Below are 17,720 nucleotides of genomic sequence, written 5' to 3'. Positions count from 1 at the left end.
CGCCGTCCGTCCACGCCGCCGCTGGCGATGCCGTGCAGCCCGGCGCCATGGGCACATCCCGATACCATGAGCACATGAAGAATCCATGGAAAGAGAGCCCGCGCGCACTGCTGCGCGCCGAGGGGGAGCACTTCGATCTGTCGGCCGTCGACCCGGCTTCGACACCGGGTTGGCGCAAAGGCTGCGACGCCGACGACTACCTCGCAGACACGGCCGGAGATCTCGCCGACCTGCAGGAGATGCTCTTCGCCAACGGCCGCACCGAAACCGGAGCGAAGCGTTCGCTGCTGCTCGTGCTGCAGGCCATGGACACCGCGGGCAAAGGCGGCATCGTCAAACACGTGATCGGCAACGTCGACCCGCAGGGCACCCACATCCATGGGTTCAAGAAGCCCACGCCAGTCGAGCTCAAGCACGACTTTCTCTGGCGCATTCGCAGAGAGCTGCCGGCGATCGGTCTGATCGGCGTCTTCGATCGTTCTCATTATGAGGATGTCCTGGTGCATCGCGTGCGCCACCTCTCGCCCGCAGAGGTGGTCGAACAGCGCTACGGCATCATCAACGACTTCGAGGCGGAGCTCACCGAACAGGGCACCACTGTGGTCAAGGTGATGCTGCACATCTCGAAAGACGAACAGCGTCGGCGTCTTGAGTCACGACTCGATCGACCTGACAAGCATTGGAAGTACTCCCCCAACGACGTCGACGAACGCGAGCTCTGGCCCGCCTACCAAGAGGCGTACCAGATCGCCATCCAACGCACTTCGACTGCGGTGGCGCCCTGGCATGTCGTTCCCGCAGATTCGAAGCAGTACTCCCGTGCCGCTGTGCAGCGCATCCTCATTGAGACCCTCGAAGATCTCGCGCTCACCTGGCCGAAGGCCGACTTCGACGTCGATACTGAGCGTCGGCGCCTCGCCGCCAGCTGACCTCGCCGAGGCCTGCGTGCATCAGCGCTGCACCAGCTCCGCACCAGCACCAATACCGAGCACGATTCCGCTGAGATGGACACGGTTCCGCTGAGATCACCACAGTCTCAGCGGAACGGTGGCAGTCTTGACGAAACCGTGCACGGCTGCGCTGCGCTCCACATCTGGCTGGGTCGACGCGCTGCAGGGTGCCGGCGAACGGCGGGGTCCGGCCGGCGAGCTGAGGGCTGAGGGACGCGAACTGCGGGGTGCGGTTGGCGAGCTTCGGGCTGCTGGAGAGCTGCCGGGGCCGGATGGTGGGCTGAGGGCGGAGAGAGGCATACCGCTAGAGGCAAGCCACAACCTGCAACAGCGTGTGCCAGAGCTGGTCTTACTTGCGACCGCGCTTCTCGCGAACACGCATGTTGATGCGAATGGGCGTGCCGACGAAACCGTAGACCTCGCGCAGGCGACGTGTGATGAAGCGTCGATACTGCGGGTCCATGAAGCCGCTGGTGAAGAGCACGAAGGTCGGCGGCTGTGTGTCCGCCTGAGTGCCGAACAGGATGCGAGGCTGCTTCCCGCCGCGCAGCGGGTGCGGGTTCGCCTGAGTGAGTTCGTGAATGAACGCGTTGAACTTGCCGGTGGGCACACGAGTGTCCCACCCTTCGAGCGCGGCCTGCAGGGCGGGCACCAGCTTCTCAAGATGACGACCGGTCTTGGCCGAGAGGTTCACCCGAGGTGCCCAAGCCACATGGCCGAGGCGCTGCTCGATCTCACGCTCCAGCTGGGGGCGACGTTCGTCGTCGAGCAGATCCCACTTGTTGAACGCGAGCACGAGCGCGCGACCGGCTTCGAGCACCATGTCGATGATGCGCAGATCCTGGTCAGAGATGCTCTGGCTTACGTCGATCACCACGATGGCGACCTCGGCACGGTCGAGCGCAGACTGTGTGCGCAGCGTGGCGTAGTAGTCGCTGCCCTGCTGCAGGTGCACGCGACGACGGATGCCTGCGGTGTCGACGAAGCGCCAAGTCGTGCCGAGAATGGTGACCAGCTCGTCGACCGGGTCGCGCGTAGTGCCGGCCAGGTCGTTGACCACGGCGCGCGTCGAGCCGGTCGCCTTGTTCAGCAGGCTCGACTTGCCCACGTTCGGGCGGCCGATGATGGCCACACGACGCGGCCCGCCAGGCTGCTGCTGCGCAACCTTCGACTCCTTCGGCAGCATCTTGATCACCGCGTCGAGCAGATCGCCGCTGCCACGTCCGTGCAGCGCCGAGACAGGGTGCGGCTCACCGAGGCCGAGGCTCCAGAGCGCCGCGACCTCGGCCTCCTGGCCACCTGCGTCGACCTTGTTGGCGACCAGCAGCACAGGCTTGCCCGAGCGCCGCAGCACGGCCACCAGCTGCTCGTCGGTCGAAGTCGGCCCCACCTTGGCATCCACCACGAAGAGCACGCCGTCGGCCTCTTCGATGGCCAGCTCGGCTTGTTCGGCCACCGACCGGTCAAGGCCTTTGGCCTCGAGCTCCCAGCCGCCGGTGTCGACCAGTCTGAAGGGCTGACCGTTCCACTCGGCGTCGTACGACACACGATCGCGGGTGACACCGGGAGTGTCTTCGACGACGGCCTCACGGTGGCCGAGCACGCGGTTGACGAGTGATGACTTGCCCACGTTCGGACGGCCGATCACGGCCAGCACGGGCGGGGCCGGACGTGCAGCCTGCGCATCGGGCGTCTCGTCGCCGCTGGCCAGCACCGCCGCGTCTTCGGGCTCGAGGTCGTAGTCGTCGAGCTCGGCGCGTGCCACGTCGGCGACCTGCTGCTCGATCTCGGGTTCGATGTGCTGCAGACGGGCGGCGAGCTCATCTGCGCTGGTGGCGCCGAACTCGGGGTCGATCGGTTCGCGTGATTCAGCCATGTGACTCCTGAGTCTGAGGATGAGATGGAAGGTTCGTGCCGGTGCCCGCCGCCGCAGGAACGAGCCCCGCAACTTTATCAGTGACCTGCTCGAGGGTGAGATCGCTGGTGTCGATGAGCGTCACGCCGTCGGCCGGGCGCATGAAGTCGACCACGCTGAGATCGCGGGCGTCACGCTCCGAGATGCTGCGTGCGATGGATGCCACGTCGGCCTCACCGATCTGTGCGGCTCGCCTGCGGGCGCGGGCGTCGGCGGATGCGGTGAGCAGCACCCGAACCTCGGCCTGCGGAAAGGTGACCGTGGTGATGTCGCGCCCCTCGGCGACGACGCCGGGCGCCGACGTGGTCGCGGCGAGATGGCGGAAGGCAGTGTTGAGATGGTCGCGTACGATGGGCAGCTGCGAGTAGCGGCTCACCGCGCCGCTCACCTCGGGCGTGCGGATCGCGGCAGAGACGTCGCGCCCCCGAATCAGGATGTGCGAGTGGTCGAAGGCCTGGGCGATGATCTGGTCGAACGCGTCGAGCAGCCCCCGTACAGCGGCCTCGTCGTGCGGATCGACTTCGGTGCGCAGCGCGATCAGCGTGAGTACGCGGTACCAGGCGCCGGTGTCGAGATGTGCGTAGTGCAGGCGTTCTGCAACTGCCTTCGCAGTGCTTGACTTGCCGCTGCCCGCCGGCCCGTCCAGGGCGATGATGACCGGCTTGGGCGCGGCCGCCGGTGTGCGTGTCTCAGTCATCGGCTCAACCGCCATCCGCGCTCCTTCAGTGCTTTGGTCAGCTCTTCGATGCGTTCGGGCAGCACCGAGACCTCGGCGAGTCCGAACTCGGCCTTGGGCGAGTGCTCCAGACGCAGATCTTCGATGTTGACGCCGATCTCGCCGATCTCGGCGAAGAGACGCGCGAGTTCGCCCGGCTTATCGTCGACGAACACGATCGTCGTCGAGAATTCGGCATCGGTGCCGTGCTTGCCGGGGATACGACGCACTCCGGTGTTGCCTGCGATGAACAGCTCGGTGATCTCGCGGCGTGCACCGGCACGGTCGACGTCTTCGAGGTCGTGGATCATCGCGTCGAGGTCATCGCGCAGGGCACGCAGCACGCTGGTCACCTCGTCAGAGTTCGCGGCGAGGATCTGCAGCCAGAGACCCGGGTCGCTGGCGGCGATACGCGTCGTGTCGCGAAGCCCCTGACCGGCAAGAGAGATCTGCGACGGCGTGCCGTCGACGAGCCGACCGGCCAGCAGCGTGGCGACGACTTGAGGCACATGCGAGATCAGGGCGACTGCCCGGTCGTGCTGCACGGGGTCGAGATGCACCGGCACAGCTTCGACGTCGAGTGCGAGTCGTTCGACGGTCTCGAGCGCGTGAGCGGTGACGTGCTTGTGCTCGGCGATCACCCACGGCTGGCCGCGAAAGAGGTCGGCCCGCGCCGAGATCGGCCCGCCGCGCTCACGCCCCGCCATCGGGTGCGAGCCCAGATAGCGGTCGAGATCGGCGTCTTCGTCGATCAGCGCCCGCACGATCTGCGCCTTCACGCTGGTGACGTCGGTGACCACGGCGTCGGGCCAGCGACGCAGCTGCTCGGCCACGGCATCCGCCGCGATCTCAGGCGGCACCGCGACGACCACGAGCACCGGCTGGTCGCCGTCGGCCAAGGCACGACCTGCGCCGTAGTCGGCTGCGAGCGCCAGCGCACTGGGCGAGATGTCAGAGAGCAGCACCTCGACACCGCGCTGCATCAAAGCGAGGCCGATGCTGGCGCCCAGCAGACCGGTGCCGATGATGAGCACCGGTGACGGAGTGCGCGCGAGATCGTGACTGATGCTCATATCGGGCCAGTCTAGTCGTTCTCGGGTGCGGCGCCCTGTGGCACGACCGCATCGCCGGTCTGCTTGAGCAGCCGGCCGACTTCGTCACTGGTCAGCGGGCGCATCTGACCCTCACGCAGCGTGCCGAGGTGAACGGGGCCGAACTGACGCCGAGTCAGCTCCATGACCGGGTGGCCGACGTGCCCGAACATGCGGCGGACGATACGGTTGCGCCCGGAGTGCAGAGTCACCTCGACCATGGTTTGGTCACGGCTGGCGTCGAGCACACGAGCGCGGTCGGCGGCGATGGGCCCGTCATCGAGCACGATGCCCTCACGCAGCTCGGCGAGGGTGCGCGGCGCGACCTTGCCGCGCACGAGGGCGACGTACACCTTGTCGATCTCGAATGAGGGATGCATCAGCCGATGTGCGAGCTCGCCGTCGTTGGTGAGCAGCAGCAGCCCGTGCGTCGCCTCGTCGAGACGGCCGACGTTGAAGATGCGACCGGTCTCGGCGGTCACGTAGCGGCTGAGATCGGGGCGGCCCCGCTCGTCGCTCATGGTGCTGACCACGCCGGCCGGCTTGTTGAGCGCGTAGTAGCGCAGATCGGGGTCGGTGACGATCACCAGACCGTCGACCTCGATGTGGTCGTCGGGCCTGACTCGAGAGCCGAGTTCGCGCACCACGCGCCCATTCACCGTGACTCGCCCGGCGGCGATGAGGTCCTCGCTCGCGCGACGAGACGCCACCCCGGCGGCGGCCATCACCTTCTGCAGGCGTTCGCCGTCGGCGCGCGGGGTGTGGTCAGCTGAGGTCGTCATCTTCAGGGTCCTCCGGAAGCAGGTCGGAAATGGGTGGCAGGTCGGCGAGCGAGTCGATGCCGAGGTGGCTGAGCAGCAGATCGGTCGTCTCGAAGAAGGTCGCCTGGGTCTGCTCGTCGACATAGGCCTCGGCGATCAGCCCGCGTGCGAGCAGTGTGCGCACGACCGAGTCGACGTTGACCGCACGGATCGAGGCGATCTGACCGCGACTGATCGGCTGTTTGTAGGCGATCACCGAGAGAGTCTCGAGTGCGGCCTGCGAGAGTCTGGGCGGGGTCTGCTCCTCGATCATGCGGCGCACGACCTGTTCGCAGCCGGCACGCACGTAGAGCTGCCAGCCGCCGGCGATCTGTCGCAGCTCGAACCCTCGCACCGGGGGCGCGTCGTAGTCGGCGCGCAGCTCGTCCAGTGTCTGAGTGACCTCGGGCACGGGCGTCTCGACCGCTGCGGCCAGCGAGATCGTGTCGATCGGGTGGTCGGCGGCAATCAGCACCGCTTCGAGGCGGGCACGCACCGGCAGCTGCGCCAGTTCGTTGGCTGCGACGAGCTGTTCGCTCTCGCTCATGGCGTCCTCTCGGTCATTGGTCGTAGTCGGCTCCCAGCGCGGCGAGCTGATCGTCGCTCCAGTGCTGGCCTGTCCAGCGTACGCTGAGCGGCCCCAGCGGCTCGATCTGCTCATAGGTGATCGCCGCCTCACGGTAGAGCTCGAGCACAGCCAGAAAGCGGGCGACGACGACTCCCCTGCTGTCGGCGTCGGCGATGAGCTCTTGGAACGTCGCCTGGCCTGTTGCGCGCAGACGTGCGACGAGCACGGCTGCCTGCTCGCGGATGCTGACCGCCGGTGCGTGCAGATGCGCGAGTCCGATGGTCGGCGGGGTCTTGGGGGCCAGAGCAAGTCGAGCGATGACCGCGAAGTCGTCGAGCGACGTCGTCCAGACCAGCTCGGGCGGGGTGAGATCGATCTCGGCTGCGGCGCCAGCGGTGCGCGGCACGCGCAGCCGCTCGCTTTCGAGGTGCGTCGCGAACCAGGCAGAGACCTGCTTGAACGCCCGGTACTGCAGCAGCCGGGCGAAGAGCAGGTCGCGCGCCTCGAGCGCGGCGATGTCTTCGTCGTCGACGGCCTCGCCGCGTGGCAGCAGACTGGCGACCTTCATATCGAGCAGGGTCGCAGCGATCACGATGAACTGGCTGGCCTGCTCCAGCTGCCCGGCTTCGTCGAGCGCCCGCACATAGGCCACGAATTCGGTGGTGACCGCGCTGAGCGAGATCTCTGTGACGTCGAGCTCGTGACGGCTGACCAGCGTCAGCAGCAGGTCGAACGGGCCGTCGAAGTTGTCGAGCCGGACGGCGAAGCCGGGCTCGGCGTCAGGGCGCTCCGCCACGCGAGATCAGTTCTCTGGCGACGCGCCGATACGCCTCGGCCGCCGGGTGGCTGCTGGCGAACTCGGTGATCGGGCGGGCCGCGACCGACGCGTCGGGAAACTTGACGGTGCGCGGAATCACGGTGTCGAAGACCTTGTCGCCGAACGCCTCGCGCACGCGCGCCGACACCTCGCGGGCGTGCAGCGTTCGCGAGTCGAACATGGTGATCAGAATGCCGTCGAGTTCGAGCGCGGGGTTGAGCCGATCCTGCACCTTCTCGACCGTCTCGACGAGCAGAGCGACGCCGCGCAGGGCGAAGTACTCGGCCTCCAGCGGAATCAGCACACCGTGCGCCGCGGTGAGCGCGTTGATGGCGAGCAGGCCGAGGGAGGGCTGGCAGTCGACCAGAATGACGTCGTAGTCACCGGTGACCTGCCGCAGGGCACGGCTCAGGGCCTGTTCGCGGGCCACCTCGTTGACCAGCTGCAGCTCGGCGGCTGAGAGGTCGATGTTGGCGGGCAGCACGTCGAGGTCTTGGATGAGACTCGGCACGATGACCGAGCGTGTGTCTTTGACCGTGCCCATCAACAGGTCGTAGATCGTGGGGTCGTCCATCGTCTGAACGCCGAGCGACGCCGAGAGTGCGCCCTGCGGATCGAAGTCGACAAGCAGCACGCGCCGCCCGTACTCGACGAGCGCCGCACCCAGACTCACCGTCGTGGTGGTCTTGCCGACGCCGCCCTTCTGATTGCACATCGCGATCACGCGTGCAGGGCCGTGGCTGGTCAACGGCTGGGGCACGGGAAAATCATTCACGCCGCATAGTCTACCCGTCGCCTGACTCATGCATCACGAGCGGCTCGACGCCGACGCCCTCGGCTGACGTGTGTGCGGCCCGGCACCGTCAGCGATGCGCCCGCGGGTGGCTGGTCGCGTAGACCTGTCGCAGGTGCTCCTGCGTGACGCGGGTGTAGACCTGCGTGGTCGTCACCGACGCGTGCCCGAGCATCTCTTGAACGATGCGGATGTCAGCTCCGCCGGCGAGCAGATGCGTGGCGAAGGAGTGTCGCAGCACGTGCGGTGACACTCGATGCTCGAGGTCGACGCGAGCCGCTGCGCGTTTGATGATCGTCCACACGGCCTGTCGCGAGAGGCGCCCGCCGCGCACGCCGAGAAACAGATGCGCTCCGCCCCTCCCCTTCGCTGCGAGGGCTGGACGCACCCTGACCAGGTAGGCGTCCAGCGCGGCTCGTGCATAGGAGCCGAACGGCACGACGCGCTGCTTGCCGCCCTTGCCGCGCAGCCGGACCACGTCGATCGTGTCGGCATCGGCTCGTTCGACGTGCTGAACGTCGTCGACCAGTGCGTCGCAGAGTTCGCTCACCCGGGCACCGGTGGCATAGAGGAATTCGAGGATGGCCCTGTCGCGCACCGACTCCGGGTCGCTGCCGTCGACCCCGCCGAGCAGCCGCGACACGTCGTCGATCGACAGAGCCTTGGGCAGTCGGCTGGGCTTCTTGGGCGCATGGAGCACAGTGGCCGGGTCGTGTGGGGTGCGGCCGTCGAGAAAGAGATGGCGGTGCAGGCTGCGCACCGCGCTGAGCATACGGCCCGTGGTGGTGGCTGCCGTCGGCAGACCGGCCTCGGCTCGATGGTCGGCCAGCCACTGCGGATACTCGCTGAGATCGCGTTCGGTCAGGGTGGTCAGGTCGACGACGCCTCGCTCGGCCAGCCAGTCGGTATAGCTGCGCAGGTCGGAGCGATAGCTGCGCACGGTGTTCTCAGACAGGCCGCGTTCGATGCGCAGGTGGCGCAGGAACGCGTCAATCTCGCGGTCGACCGCAGGCATGGCGGCCTCGGTCAGCCTCGACGACTGCGGTTGGCGGCCTCAGCGAGGATGGACACCACAAGCGTCGGGTTGTGCAGACGGCCGGAGAGCACGGCGTCGAGCACTTCGTCGAAGGCACGCCAGGTGAGGCCCATGTCCTGCTCTTCGGCGGTGCGCTCGAAGTGCGCGGCCGGTGAGAGACCGGTGGCGCGATACATGCGCAGCCGTTCGTTGCTGCCGCCCGGCGTGGTGTACATGTCGATGAGGTGCAGCCAGTGTTCGGCGACGAGCTCGGCTTCTTCGGCGAGCTCCCGCTTCGCCGCGTCCAGCGGCAGCTCACCGGGCACATCGAGCAGACCTGCGGGCACTTCCCAGAGGCGCTCACGAACCGGATGGCGATACTGGTGAACGAGCGCGACACGGTCGAGGTCGTCGATCGCGAGCACGCCGACGGCACCGGGATGCTCCACGAACTGTCGGGTGAGCTGCCCGCCGTCGTAGTCGAAGCGTTCGCTCGTCACATCGATGACATGACCCTGCAGATCGAGATGCCGTTCGCGGATCTCATGCTGCTCTGCGCTGTCGCACAGCTCCGATTCGTCGGCCATGTCGGTTCAGCTCTCGGTCGTGGAGTTCTCGACGTCGAAGAGACGAGAGGCCTGCTGACGCTCCAGCGCCGCTGCGATCAGCCCGGCGAACAGCGGGTGAGGAGCCGTCGGGCGTGATTTGAACTCGGGGTGCGCCTGCGTGCCCACGTAGTAGGGATGCACATCGGCCGGCAGCTCGACGAACTCGACGAGGTGCCCGTCGGGCGACGTGCCGCTGAAGCGCAGGCCGGCGGCGGCGATGCGATCGCGGTACACGTTGTTCACCTCGTAGCGGTGGCGGTGACGTTCGGTGACGTCGGTGCTCCCATAGGCCTGGGCCACGATCGAATCGTCGGCCAAGGCAGCCGGGTACGAGCCGAGTCGCATGGTGCCGCCCAGGTCGCCCTCGGCGAGGATGTCGACCTGCTCGGCCATGGTCGCGATGACCGGTTCGTGCGTCTGCGGGTCGAACTCGCTTGAGGATGCCTCGGCCAGGCCGGCCTCGGAACGTGCGTATTCGATGACCATGCACTGCAGTCCGAGGCAGAGCCCGAGTGTGGGGATGCCCTGCTCTCGGGCGAAGGTGAGCGCGGCGAGCTTGCCCTCGATGCCGCGGATGCCGAAGCCGCCGGGCACGCAGATCGCGTCGACGGCGCCGAGCTCGCGCTCGCGCACCTGTTCGTCGAGCAGACTGTCTGAGGGGATCCAGCGCACGTTCACCTTGGTGGTGTGGGCGAAGCCGCCGGCTCGAAGCGCCTCGGTGACCGACAGGTAGGCGTCGGGAAGATCGATGTACTTGCCGACCAGCCCCACGGTGACCTCGTGCTTGGGGTTGTGCACCGCGTCGAGCACCGGCTGCCAGCGGGACCAGTCGACGTCGTGCGTCTGCAGGCCCAGCTGCTCGGCGATGACTTTGTCGAGCCCCTCGCTGTGGATGATCGTCGGAATGTCGTAGATGCTCGACGCATCCGGGCAGTTCACGACCGCACCGGTCTCAAGGCTGCACATCAGGGCGATCTTCGACTTGATGCTGTCGCCGACGGGGCGATCCGAGCGCAGCACGATGGCGTCGGGCTGCACGCCGATCGATCGCAGCGCAGCCACTGAGTGCTGAGTGGGCTTGGTCTTGAGCTCGCCGCTGGGGCCGATGTAGGGCACCAGCGAGACATGCACGAAGAACACGTTGTCGCGGCCGAGCTCCTGGCGCACCTGACGGGCGGCCTCGAGGAAAGGCTGCGACTCGATGTCGCCGACGGTGCCGCCGATCTCGGTGATGATCACGTCGGGCGTGTGCTCGCCATGGGCTTGTGCGCGCATACGACGCTTGATCTCGTTGGTGATGTGCGGGATCACCTGCACGGTGTCGCCGAGGTATTCGCCGCGACGTTCCTTTGCGATGACCTCGCTGTACACCTGACCGGTGGTGACGTTCGCCGCCTGGTTCAGGTTGATGTCGAGAAAGCGCTCGTAGTGGCCGATGTCCAGGTCGGTCTCGGCGCCGTCTTCGGTGACGAACACCTCGCCGTGCTGAAACGGGTTCATGGTGCCGGGATCGACATTGAGATAGGGGTCGAGCTTCTGCATGACGACTCTCACGCCGCTGGCTCGAAGAATATGGCCGAGGCTGGCTGCCGTGAGGCCCTTTCCGAGCGAGGAGACCACGCCCCCGGTCACGAAGATCTGCTTTACCGTCCGAGTGCTCTGCGCGTTATCCACGGGTCTTCATCCTATCTCATTCGCAGCGGTCTTCGAACACTGCGATGTCGTCGTTGCTCTGATCATGTCTCTGACTGCGGTGCTCATGCACGGCTCTCTCATTCGGCCTCGAGGCGTGACTGCTCCAGCAGCTCGTGTGCATGTGCCAGCGCGGTGTCGCTGACGCGGCCGGCCAGCATGCGGGCGAGCTCGTGCACGCGCTGCTCGCCGTCCAGGCGAACCACATCGCTGGTCGTGACGCGTTCGTCTCCGACCTTGGTGACGACGAGATGCGTATCGGCGTAGGCCGCGACCTGCGGCAGATGCGTCACGACGAGCACCTGCGCATGCCGTGCGAGTCTGGCCAGCCGCTGCCCGATCTGCACGGCAGCCGCGCCGCCGACACCCGAGTCGACCTCGTCGAACACGAAGGTGCGATCGGCCAGGTCGCCGCTCGCCGCCAGTCGCAGCTCCAGAGCGAGCATGACACGTGACAGCTCGCCGCCGCTCGCCGATCGGGCCAGCGGCAGCGGGTCGGCACCGGCGTGCGCTGCCAGCAGGAACGCCACCTCGTCTGCCCCGGTCGCATCCACCGCACACGGCGTGACCTGCACGGCGAACGCTGCGTCGCGCATCGCGAGGCTGCCGAGTTCGCCGGTGACCTCTTCGCTGAGTCGCTGCGCCGCACTGCGGCGGATGTCACTCAGGCGACGCGCGGTGAGGTCGCGCTGGTCGAGAGCCTCGGCGAGCGCGACGGCGAGCTGCTCCCGGGTGTCGCCGTCGGCGTCGAGTTCGGCCAGTCTGGCGCTGCCGTCGTTCAGCAGGGCGATCGCCTCGTCGAGGCTGCCGAATCGACGCTCGAGGTCTCGCAGCGTGTCGAGACGCTCGTGCGCCGCGGCCAGCTCGCCGTCGCCGACGTCGTCGAGTGCGGCGATGTAGGAGCTGAGGTCGCCAGAGAGATCCTGGGTCATGGCCTCGACCTCGTGCAGCCGGGTCGCAAGATCGCTCAGGTCGGGGTCGCCTGCGCTCTCAAGATCGGCGCGCGCACCGCTGAGCAGACCGAGTACGTCCTGTGGGCCGGCCACCGCGTCGATGTCGGCCGAGAGCCGCTGCCGGGCGTCGCCGGCTCGACGCAGCAGATCCTGTCTGGCGTCGAGCCGTGCGACACGGGCCTCGATCTGGTCGAGCTCCCCGGGCTGGGGCGAGACGGCTTCGACTGCCTCGATCTCTTCGCGCAGCCGGTCTGCCTCGGCTCGACGGGCCTCGGCGTCGTCGGCGAGCGCCCGTGCCCGACGGTCGAGATCACGCCAGCGTCGATAGGCGTCGTGAAAGGCCTCTGCAGTGGCACGCAGCTCTCGCCCGCCGAACGCGTCGAGCACGTCACGCTGCTGAGCGGCGGTGCGCAGCCGCAGCTGGTCGCTCTGGCCGTGAATCGAGACCAGCTGACCGATGGTGTCGGCGAGCACGCCGTTCGGCACCGCATGGCCGCCGAGCCAGGCTCGGGTGCGACCGGTGGCGGCCAGTCGGCGAGTCACGATCAGATCGCCGTCGTCGATCTCTCCGCCGGCGTCTTCAACGGCCTGGGCGACATCGCTCTCGGAAGACACCTGCAGCAGACCCGAGACCTCTGCGCGATCGGCGCCGGCGCGCACGCGTGAGGCGTCTGCTCGCGCACCCTGCAGCAGCTGCAGAGCGGTGACGACCATGGTCTTGCCCGCGCCGGTCTCACCGGTGATGACGGTGAGACCGGCACCGAGCGCCAGGGTCGCCGACTCGACGACGCCGAGGTCGTCGATGCGAACTTCGTCGATCACGTGCGGTCTCCGCTCGTGCGCTCGGGGCTCTCGTCGGCCTCTGGGCGGGCCCGCCCCTGTTCGGCTGCCGCTGGTTCGGCCAGGTCGAGCATTCGCTCGGCCTCCTGCAGCGCCTCCTGCGTCTCGCGCGTGCGAACGGCGTGCTGCTGCCAGCTCAGCGAGGGCAGCGAGAACTTGTTCACCAGACGATCGACGAACGATCCACGCCGCAGGCGGGCGAGCCGAACCGGAATGGTCGAGCGACCGACCTGGATGAGCGACCCTGGAGGCAGCGTCTGACTGCGGCGACCGTCGCACCAGCTGATCGCACCATCGGCGTCGTCGCCCAACTGTACGTTGACCGAGCTATATGGCGAGATCACCAGCGGGCGCGCGAACAGGGCGTGTGCGTTCAGCGGAACGAAGAGCAGCGCTTCGAGATTGGGCCAGACGATCGGGCCGCCCGCAGAGAATGCGTAGGCGGTCGAGCCGGTCGGCGTGCTCACCATCACGCCGTCACATCCGAACGCGGTGAACGGCCGATCGTTGATACTGACGTCGACGGTGATCATCTTGTTGCTGCGCGGCTTCTCGATGGTCACTTCGTTGAGCGCCCAGTCCTGAAAGAGCAGACGGCCTGCTGAGAACACCCGCACGTTCAGCGCGAGACGCTCTTCGACCTCATAGGTGCGAGAGACCACGTGCCGCACTGCGTCGACGAGATCGCCACGCTCGCTCTCGGCCAGAAACCCCACGTGCCCGAGATTCACGCCGATGATCGGTGTGGCGTCGAACCGCACCAGCTCTGCTGCGCGCAGAATCGTGCCGTCGCCGCCGAGCACCATGACGATCTCGAGATCCGGGCCGGTGCAGTCCTCGCCCAGCACCTCGGCGTCGTCGATGTCGATGCCCCACTCGCGCAGCGGCGCGATCGCGTCCGGCGGGAACACCGGCACCAAATGCGACTCACGCAGCAGACGCAGGGTCGTCTGAGTCGACTTCAGCGCCACCTCGCGTTTGGGGTGTACGACGAGCAGCACTCGCCGAGGCTGATCGGCCCGTCGCTGTCGTGCGCGGGGCGTCGGCTGAGCCGAATGCGCGCTGACGGCCATGCGTCACCTCCTGCCGATCAGTTCGTCGACTCGCTCATGCCAGTCGACGGCTCTGTCCCCGTTCGGGGCGAGCCAGATGGGAAACTCCTGGTTGCCGGTGCCGCCTACCACGCTCGTTCGTGTGAGGCCGGCGACGACGAGGCCGATCTGCTCGGCGCAGGCGGCCACACGCTCGATGGCGGCCCGATGCCCGGCTGGATCGTGCACGAGACCACCACGGTCAAGGTTACCGCGACCGACTTCGAACTGCGGTTTCACCAGCAGCACGAAGTCGTGCGCATCGAGCTGTTCGTGCAGTCGAGGCAGCACCTGGGTGAGTGAGATGAACGACAGGTCGCCGACGACTAGGTCGATCTGATCGGGCGACGGTGCGCACGACGCGGCCGCGGCCAGTTCGGCACGCGTGAACCAGCGCAGGTTGACCCCTTCGATCGAGCTCACCCCGGAGTCTGCGGCGATCGCCGGAGCGAGCTGATCGTGCCCGACGTCGACGGCGAAGACGTGTGCGGCGCCGCGTTCGCGCAGCACTTGGGTGAATCCGCCTGTGGAGGCTCCTGCGTCGAGCGCGACACGGCCCGAGACATCGATTTGGAACGCGTCGAGCGCATCGATGAGCTTGCCCGCTGCACGCCCCACGTAGTGATGGTCGCCGCTGACGGCGAGCGTCTGTCCGGCGTGAACCGGATACGACGCCTTGTCTACGATGCGCCCGTCGAGGGTCACCTGACCCGTGCGAACGAGCTTCTGCGCCTGCGTGCGAGATCGTGCGAGCGATCGCTCGACGAGCGCCTGATCAAGCCGGATGCCGGTGGGTTTCATCGCCCGCCCAGCTGGGTCTGACCGACCGCCTGCTCGAGCCGCCGGCTCAGATCGGCGTAGAGATGTTCGTATTCGACCGCACGCTGATCGATCGGCAGCTCGTCGATGCGCTGCAGCGTCGATGTGATCAGCGCACGATCGATCGCTCCGTTCTCGTCGCTCGCCGGCTGCGGCCGTTCGGGCATCTGCTGATCGGGCATCGTCATGTGCGGCATCCTACCGCGGCGGGCCGACGAGGTCTTCGGGCAGGCGCAGCGCAGAGACGGGGATGCTGCATTCCCAGACAGCGGCGGCTGCGGCCCGCAGCGTGTCGATGTCGCTCGGGTCGCCGCGCTCGATGATGACGTAGGCTCCGTCGATGCGCACCACAGAGTGTCCGCTGACGGCCCCGTTGGGCGCAATCTCGAGCACTGGATACGGTCGGTGCAGGTCAGCCAGCGTCTGCAGCAGAAAATCCGGCCGTCGCTCTGGCGCTGCCTCGATGATCTCACGCGCCTGGTCCACACCGGTCAGCACGTGGGCCGAGGTGATGCCGACACGACGTGCTCCCTCGATGTCGGTGTCGAGGCGATCTCCGATGAACAGAGGCTGAGCCGCTCGAAAGCGGGTGACTGCAACGTCGAAGATCGGCCGCTCCGGCTTGCCTGCGATCGTCGGGAAGGTGCCCGTCGCCGTGTGCACAGCTGAGAGCAGCGTTCCATTGCCAGGCGCCAGGCCGCGTTCGTTCGGCAGCGTCCAGTCCTGGTTCGTACCGATCCACACCGCACCTGCGGCGACGGCGTAGGCGGCCTCGGCCAGGTCCGCCCAGCTGACGTCCTTGGCGAAGCCCTGCACGACGGCGGCGGTCTGCTCGCTCTGTGTGCGGGTCACATGATAGCCGGCCTGCTGCACGGCTTCGAGCAGCCCGACACCACCGACGACGAGCACCTCCGAGCCGGGGGCAATGTGGTCAGCGAGCAGCGGCACGGCGGCCTGAGGGCTCGTCACAATGTCATTCTCCGCAACGTGCAGACCCATTGCGTTGAGCTGGTCGGCGACCATCTTCGGCGTGCGTGAGGCGTTGTTCGTCAGATAGCTGACCTGCAGCCCGGTGCGTTGCGCGAGGTTCAGCGACTCGACGGCATCGGACACGGGCTCGGGGCCGCGGTAGACGACGCCGTCGAGGTCGGCGAAGATCGCGTCGGCCCCGTCAAGCGGCGAATGCGGCACCACTTTGACGGCTGGTTCCGCGCCGGCGTCATTCTGCAGAGTCGTCGGTAGGCTGCTGCGGCTTCCAGGAGTGCCGGAGCTCTCCTGCTCCCCCGGACGTTCGCCGGTTGTGGCTTCGTCGCGATGCCGCTGTGTGAGACGCTGCAGGAATCCAGACATGACGTCCATCCTACGGGTAGAGCCACGGGTGCCCAGACCACGCTGCCAGACGTTCGATCTCGGCGGCGATGCGCAGCAGATGGTCGTCATGGCCGAGACGTCCGATCAGCTGCACGCCGAGCGGCAGCCCGTCTCGTGCCAGCCCGGTGGGAATCACAATCGCCGGCGCGCCCGACACGTTCACGAACGAGGTGAACGGCGTGAACGCTCCCTGCTCCGCGAAGTTACGACGGGCATCCGCCGTGTCGAACCAGCCGTTCGGGCGGGCTGTCAGTGCCAAGGCGGGCGTGAGCACGACATCCCACGGAGCGAACGCCGCCGTCACGCGTTCTCCATAGTCGTGCAGGTATCGCAGTGCTCGCGTCTTCGTCGCCCTGGAAAGGGCGCGACCGCTGTGAATCAGCCACTGTGTCAGCGGCTCGACTTCGTCGATGCGGTTCGACGGAATCGGCAGACCGGCCGCGCCCATCTGCCACACAGCGCTGAACGACTGGCCGTACTCCACTGAGTCGGGCAGCCGCAGAGAGCGCACGTCATGGCCTCCTTCGTCGAGCAGGTCGGCGATTCTGCTCACCTGTGCCGCGGCCTCAACCGACACCCGCACCTGGACGAACGCATCCCAGGGGCTCCCCTGCAGCACGCCGACGCGAAGACGCCCCGGTGACGCTTCGCCAGAGCGCACTTTGGCAGGAGCCACCGAATCTGCGAGCGGGGTCGCCGAAGTCCCGTTTCGTCCGGGGCCGCTCGCGTACGGGTGACGGGCGCCACGAAGCCTAGCGAGGCCACCGAGCAGACCGTCGACGAGCAGAGCCGCATCGGCGACGCTGTGTGCGATCGGCCCGGGCACCACCAGATCGAGCTCGGGTGCGTCTGGCTCAAGATCGTCGGCCGCCGTCGCCCGTCGCGCTTCGAAGCCCTTCAGGCAGAAGAGGTCGCGGCTCAGCTTCATCCCCACCAGCCCGCAGCTGGCAGCCGGGATACGAACCGATCCGCCGCCGTCGGTGCCCACCGCGAAGGGCAGCATTCCTGAGGCCACGGCTGCGGCGGCTCCGCCGCTCGATCCGCCGGCGTTGCGTGACAGCTTCCAGGGGTTCAGCGCGGGGCGCCCCGCATCAGGTTCGGTATACCCAGAAAGACCGAACTCCAGAGTGCTGGTGCGACCGATGCTCACCGCTCCAGCAGCGTCGGTCGCCGCAAGCATTGGGTGCGTCTCGGTCGCCGGTGTGGTTGCGTGCACTCGTGAGCCGTAGCGGGTCACGCTGCCCGAGCGGTCGTAGAGATCTTTGTCTGCCAGTGCGAGCCCCCAGAGCGGATGCTGTGCCGCCGAGTGCGGCAGACGCATGCCCGTCTGAGTCAGTGAGCGTGCCCGTTCCAGGGCGGATTCCGCGCTGAGTTCGGTGAACGCGCCGATCGGGCGCGGAGTTCCGATCGGTCTCTCAGTCAGATCCAGGAGTCGCACACGATCGAGGAACGCCTGCACGACGTCCAGCGGGCTCACTTCGCCGCGAAGCAGCAGAGCTCGAAGAGCGACCGCGCTCATTTCGTGCAGAGAGCTCATGTCGAGCAGTCTACTGGGCGTGTTGCGTGTGTGATTGGCGTTCGTGTGTGTGGTTAACGACGGAAGGCCACCCCGCTAGCGGGGTGGCCTTCCGTGAATAATGTTCCGGCGGTGTCCTACTCTCCCACACGGTCCCCCGTGCAGT

Annotated in this window: 17 protein-coding genes; 1 reads left to right on the top strand and 16 read right to left on the bottom strand. The window is 67.4% G+C overall.

The features are described from left to right. Positions 1–74: 74 nt before the first annotated feature. A complete protein-coding gene (locus tag F8O09_RS00085) occupies positions 75–929 on the top strand; it encodes a polyphosphate kinase 2 family protein (RefSeq protein WP_158031693.1) in 855 nt (284 codons plus the stop codon). Between the two features lie 370 nt (positions 930–1,299). Here F8O09_RS00085 and der read toward each other — a convergent pair whose 3' ends face one another. The 16 genes from der to F8O09_RS00005 all read right to left on the bottom strand — a co-directional run bounded on the left by der (position 1,300) and on the right by F8O09_RS00005 (position 17,575). Next, positions 1,300–2,826, bottom strand: a complete 1,527-nt coding sequence (gene der, locus F8O09_RS00080; protein WP_158031694.1) for a ribosome biogenesis GTPase Der — start codon at positions 2,824–2,826, stop codon at positions 1,300–1,302. After that, a complete protein-coding gene (cmk, locus tag F8O09_RS00075) occupies positions 2,819–3,562 on the bottom strand; it encodes a (d)CMP kinase (RefSeq protein ID WP_192497496.1) in 744 nt (247 codons plus the stop codon). The genes der and cmk overlap by 8 nt, the downstream gene beginning before the upstream one ends. Continuing rightward, positions 3,559–4,653, bottom strand: coding sequence for a prephenate dehydrogenase (locus F8O09_RS00070; RefSeq protein ID WP_158053519.1), 1,095 nt, complete (start codon positions 4,651–4,653; stop codon positions 3,559–3,561). Before F8O09_RS00070 ends, cmk begins: the two co-directional genes overlap by 4 nt. Positions 4,654–4,664: 11 nt before the next feature. Beyond that, complete coding sequence (locus F8O09_RS00065) at positions 4,665–5,453, bottom strand: pseudouridine synthase (protein ID WP_158053518.1); 789 nt, start codon at positions 5,451–5,453, stop codon at positions 4,665–4,667. Next, a complete protein-coding gene (gene scpB, locus F8O09_RS00060) occupies positions 5,437–6,018 on the bottom strand; it encodes an SMC-Scp complex subunit ScpB (protein ID WP_158053517.1) in 582 nt (193 codons plus the stop codon). The genes F8O09_RS00065 and scpB overlap by 17 nt, the downstream gene beginning before the upstream one ends. A gap of 13 nt (positions 6,019–6,031) precedes the next feature. After that, the gene (locus F8O09_RS00055; protein WP_158053516.1) at positions 6,032–6,835 is read right to left on the bottom strand and encodes a segregation and condensation protein A; all 804 of its coding nucleotides are present in this window, start codon (positions 6,833–6,835) and stop codon (positions 6,032–6,034) included. Next, entirely contained in the window at positions 6,819–7,661 is an 843-nt protein-coding gene (locus F8O09_RS00050) for a ParA family protein (RefSeq protein ID WP_158031700.1), read from the bottom strand. The genes F8O09_RS00055 and F8O09_RS00050 overlap by 17 nt, the downstream gene beginning before the upstream one ends. A gap of 58 nt (positions 7,662–7,719) precedes the next feature. Further along, positions 7,720–8,664, bottom strand: coding sequence for a site-specific tyrosine recombinase XerD (gene xerD, locus F8O09_RS00045; RefSeq protein ID WP_158053515.1), 945 nt, complete (start codon positions 8,662–8,664; stop codon positions 7,720–7,722). Positions 8,665–8,675: 11 nt separating this feature from the next. Then, entirely contained in the window at positions 8,676–9,251 is a 576-nt protein-coding gene (locus F8O09_RS00040) for an NUDIX domain-containing protein (RefSeq protein ID WP_158031702.1), read from the bottom strand. Between the two features lie 6 nt (positions 9,252–9,257). After that, entirely contained in the window at positions 9,258–10,946 is a 1,689-nt protein-coding gene (locus F8O09_RS00035) for a CTP synthase (RefSeq protein ID WP_158031703.1), read from the bottom strand. A gap of 98 nt (positions 10,947–11,044) precedes the next feature. After that, positions 11,045–12,739, bottom strand: coding sequence for a DNA repair protein RecN (gene recN / locus F8O09_RS00030; protein ID WP_158053514.1), 1,695 nt, complete (start codon positions 12,737–12,739; stop codon positions 11,045–11,047). Further along, positions 12,736–13,830 (bottom strand): NAD kinase, encoded by a 1,095-nt coding sequence (locus F8O09_RS00025; protein ID WP_158031705.1) that lies wholly within the window; start codon positions 13,828–13,830, stop codon positions 12,736–12,738. The genes recN and F8O09_RS00025 overlap by 4 nt, the downstream gene beginning before the upstream one ends. A 3-nt stretch (positions 13,831–13,833) precedes the next feature. Next, a complete protein-coding gene (locus F8O09_RS00020; RefSeq protein WP_158053513.1) occupies positions 13,834–14,649 on the bottom strand; it encodes a TlyA family RNA methyltransferase in 816 nt (271 codons plus the stop codon). Next, complete coding sequence (locus tag F8O09_RS00015) at positions 14,646–14,855, bottom strand: hypothetical protein (protein ID WP_158031707.1); 210 nt, start codon at positions 14,853–14,855, stop codon at positions 14,646–14,648. The genes F8O09_RS00020 and F8O09_RS00015 overlap by 4 nt, the downstream gene beginning before the upstream one ends. A gap of 10 nt (positions 14,856–14,865) precedes the next feature. Further along, positions 14,866–16,017 carry an HAD-IIA family hydrolase gene (locus F8O09_RS00010; RefSeq protein ID WP_158053512.1) on the bottom strand — a complete coding sequence of 384 codons (1,152 nt, stop codon included), beginning with the start codon at positions 16,015–16,017 and terminating at the stop codon, positions 14,866–14,868. Between the two features lie 10 nt (positions 16,018–16,027). Then, positions 16,028–17,575: an amidase gene (locus F8O09_RS00005; RefSeq protein ID WP_158053511.1), complete on the bottom strand. Its 1,548-nt coding sequence runs from the start codon at positions 17,573–17,575 to the stop codon at positions 16,028–16,030. Between the last annotated feature and the right edge of the window lie 145 nt (positions 17,576–17,720).

The sequence above is a fragment of the Pseudoclavibacter sp. CFCC 11306 genome (genome assembly GCF_008831235.1).
Classification (GTDB): Bacteria; Actinomycetota; Actinomycetes; order Actinomycetales; family Microbacteriaceae; genus Pseudoclavibacter_A.
Note: the sequence above shows the minus strand (reverse complement) of the source record. Positions and strands in the feature narration are given on the sequence as shown.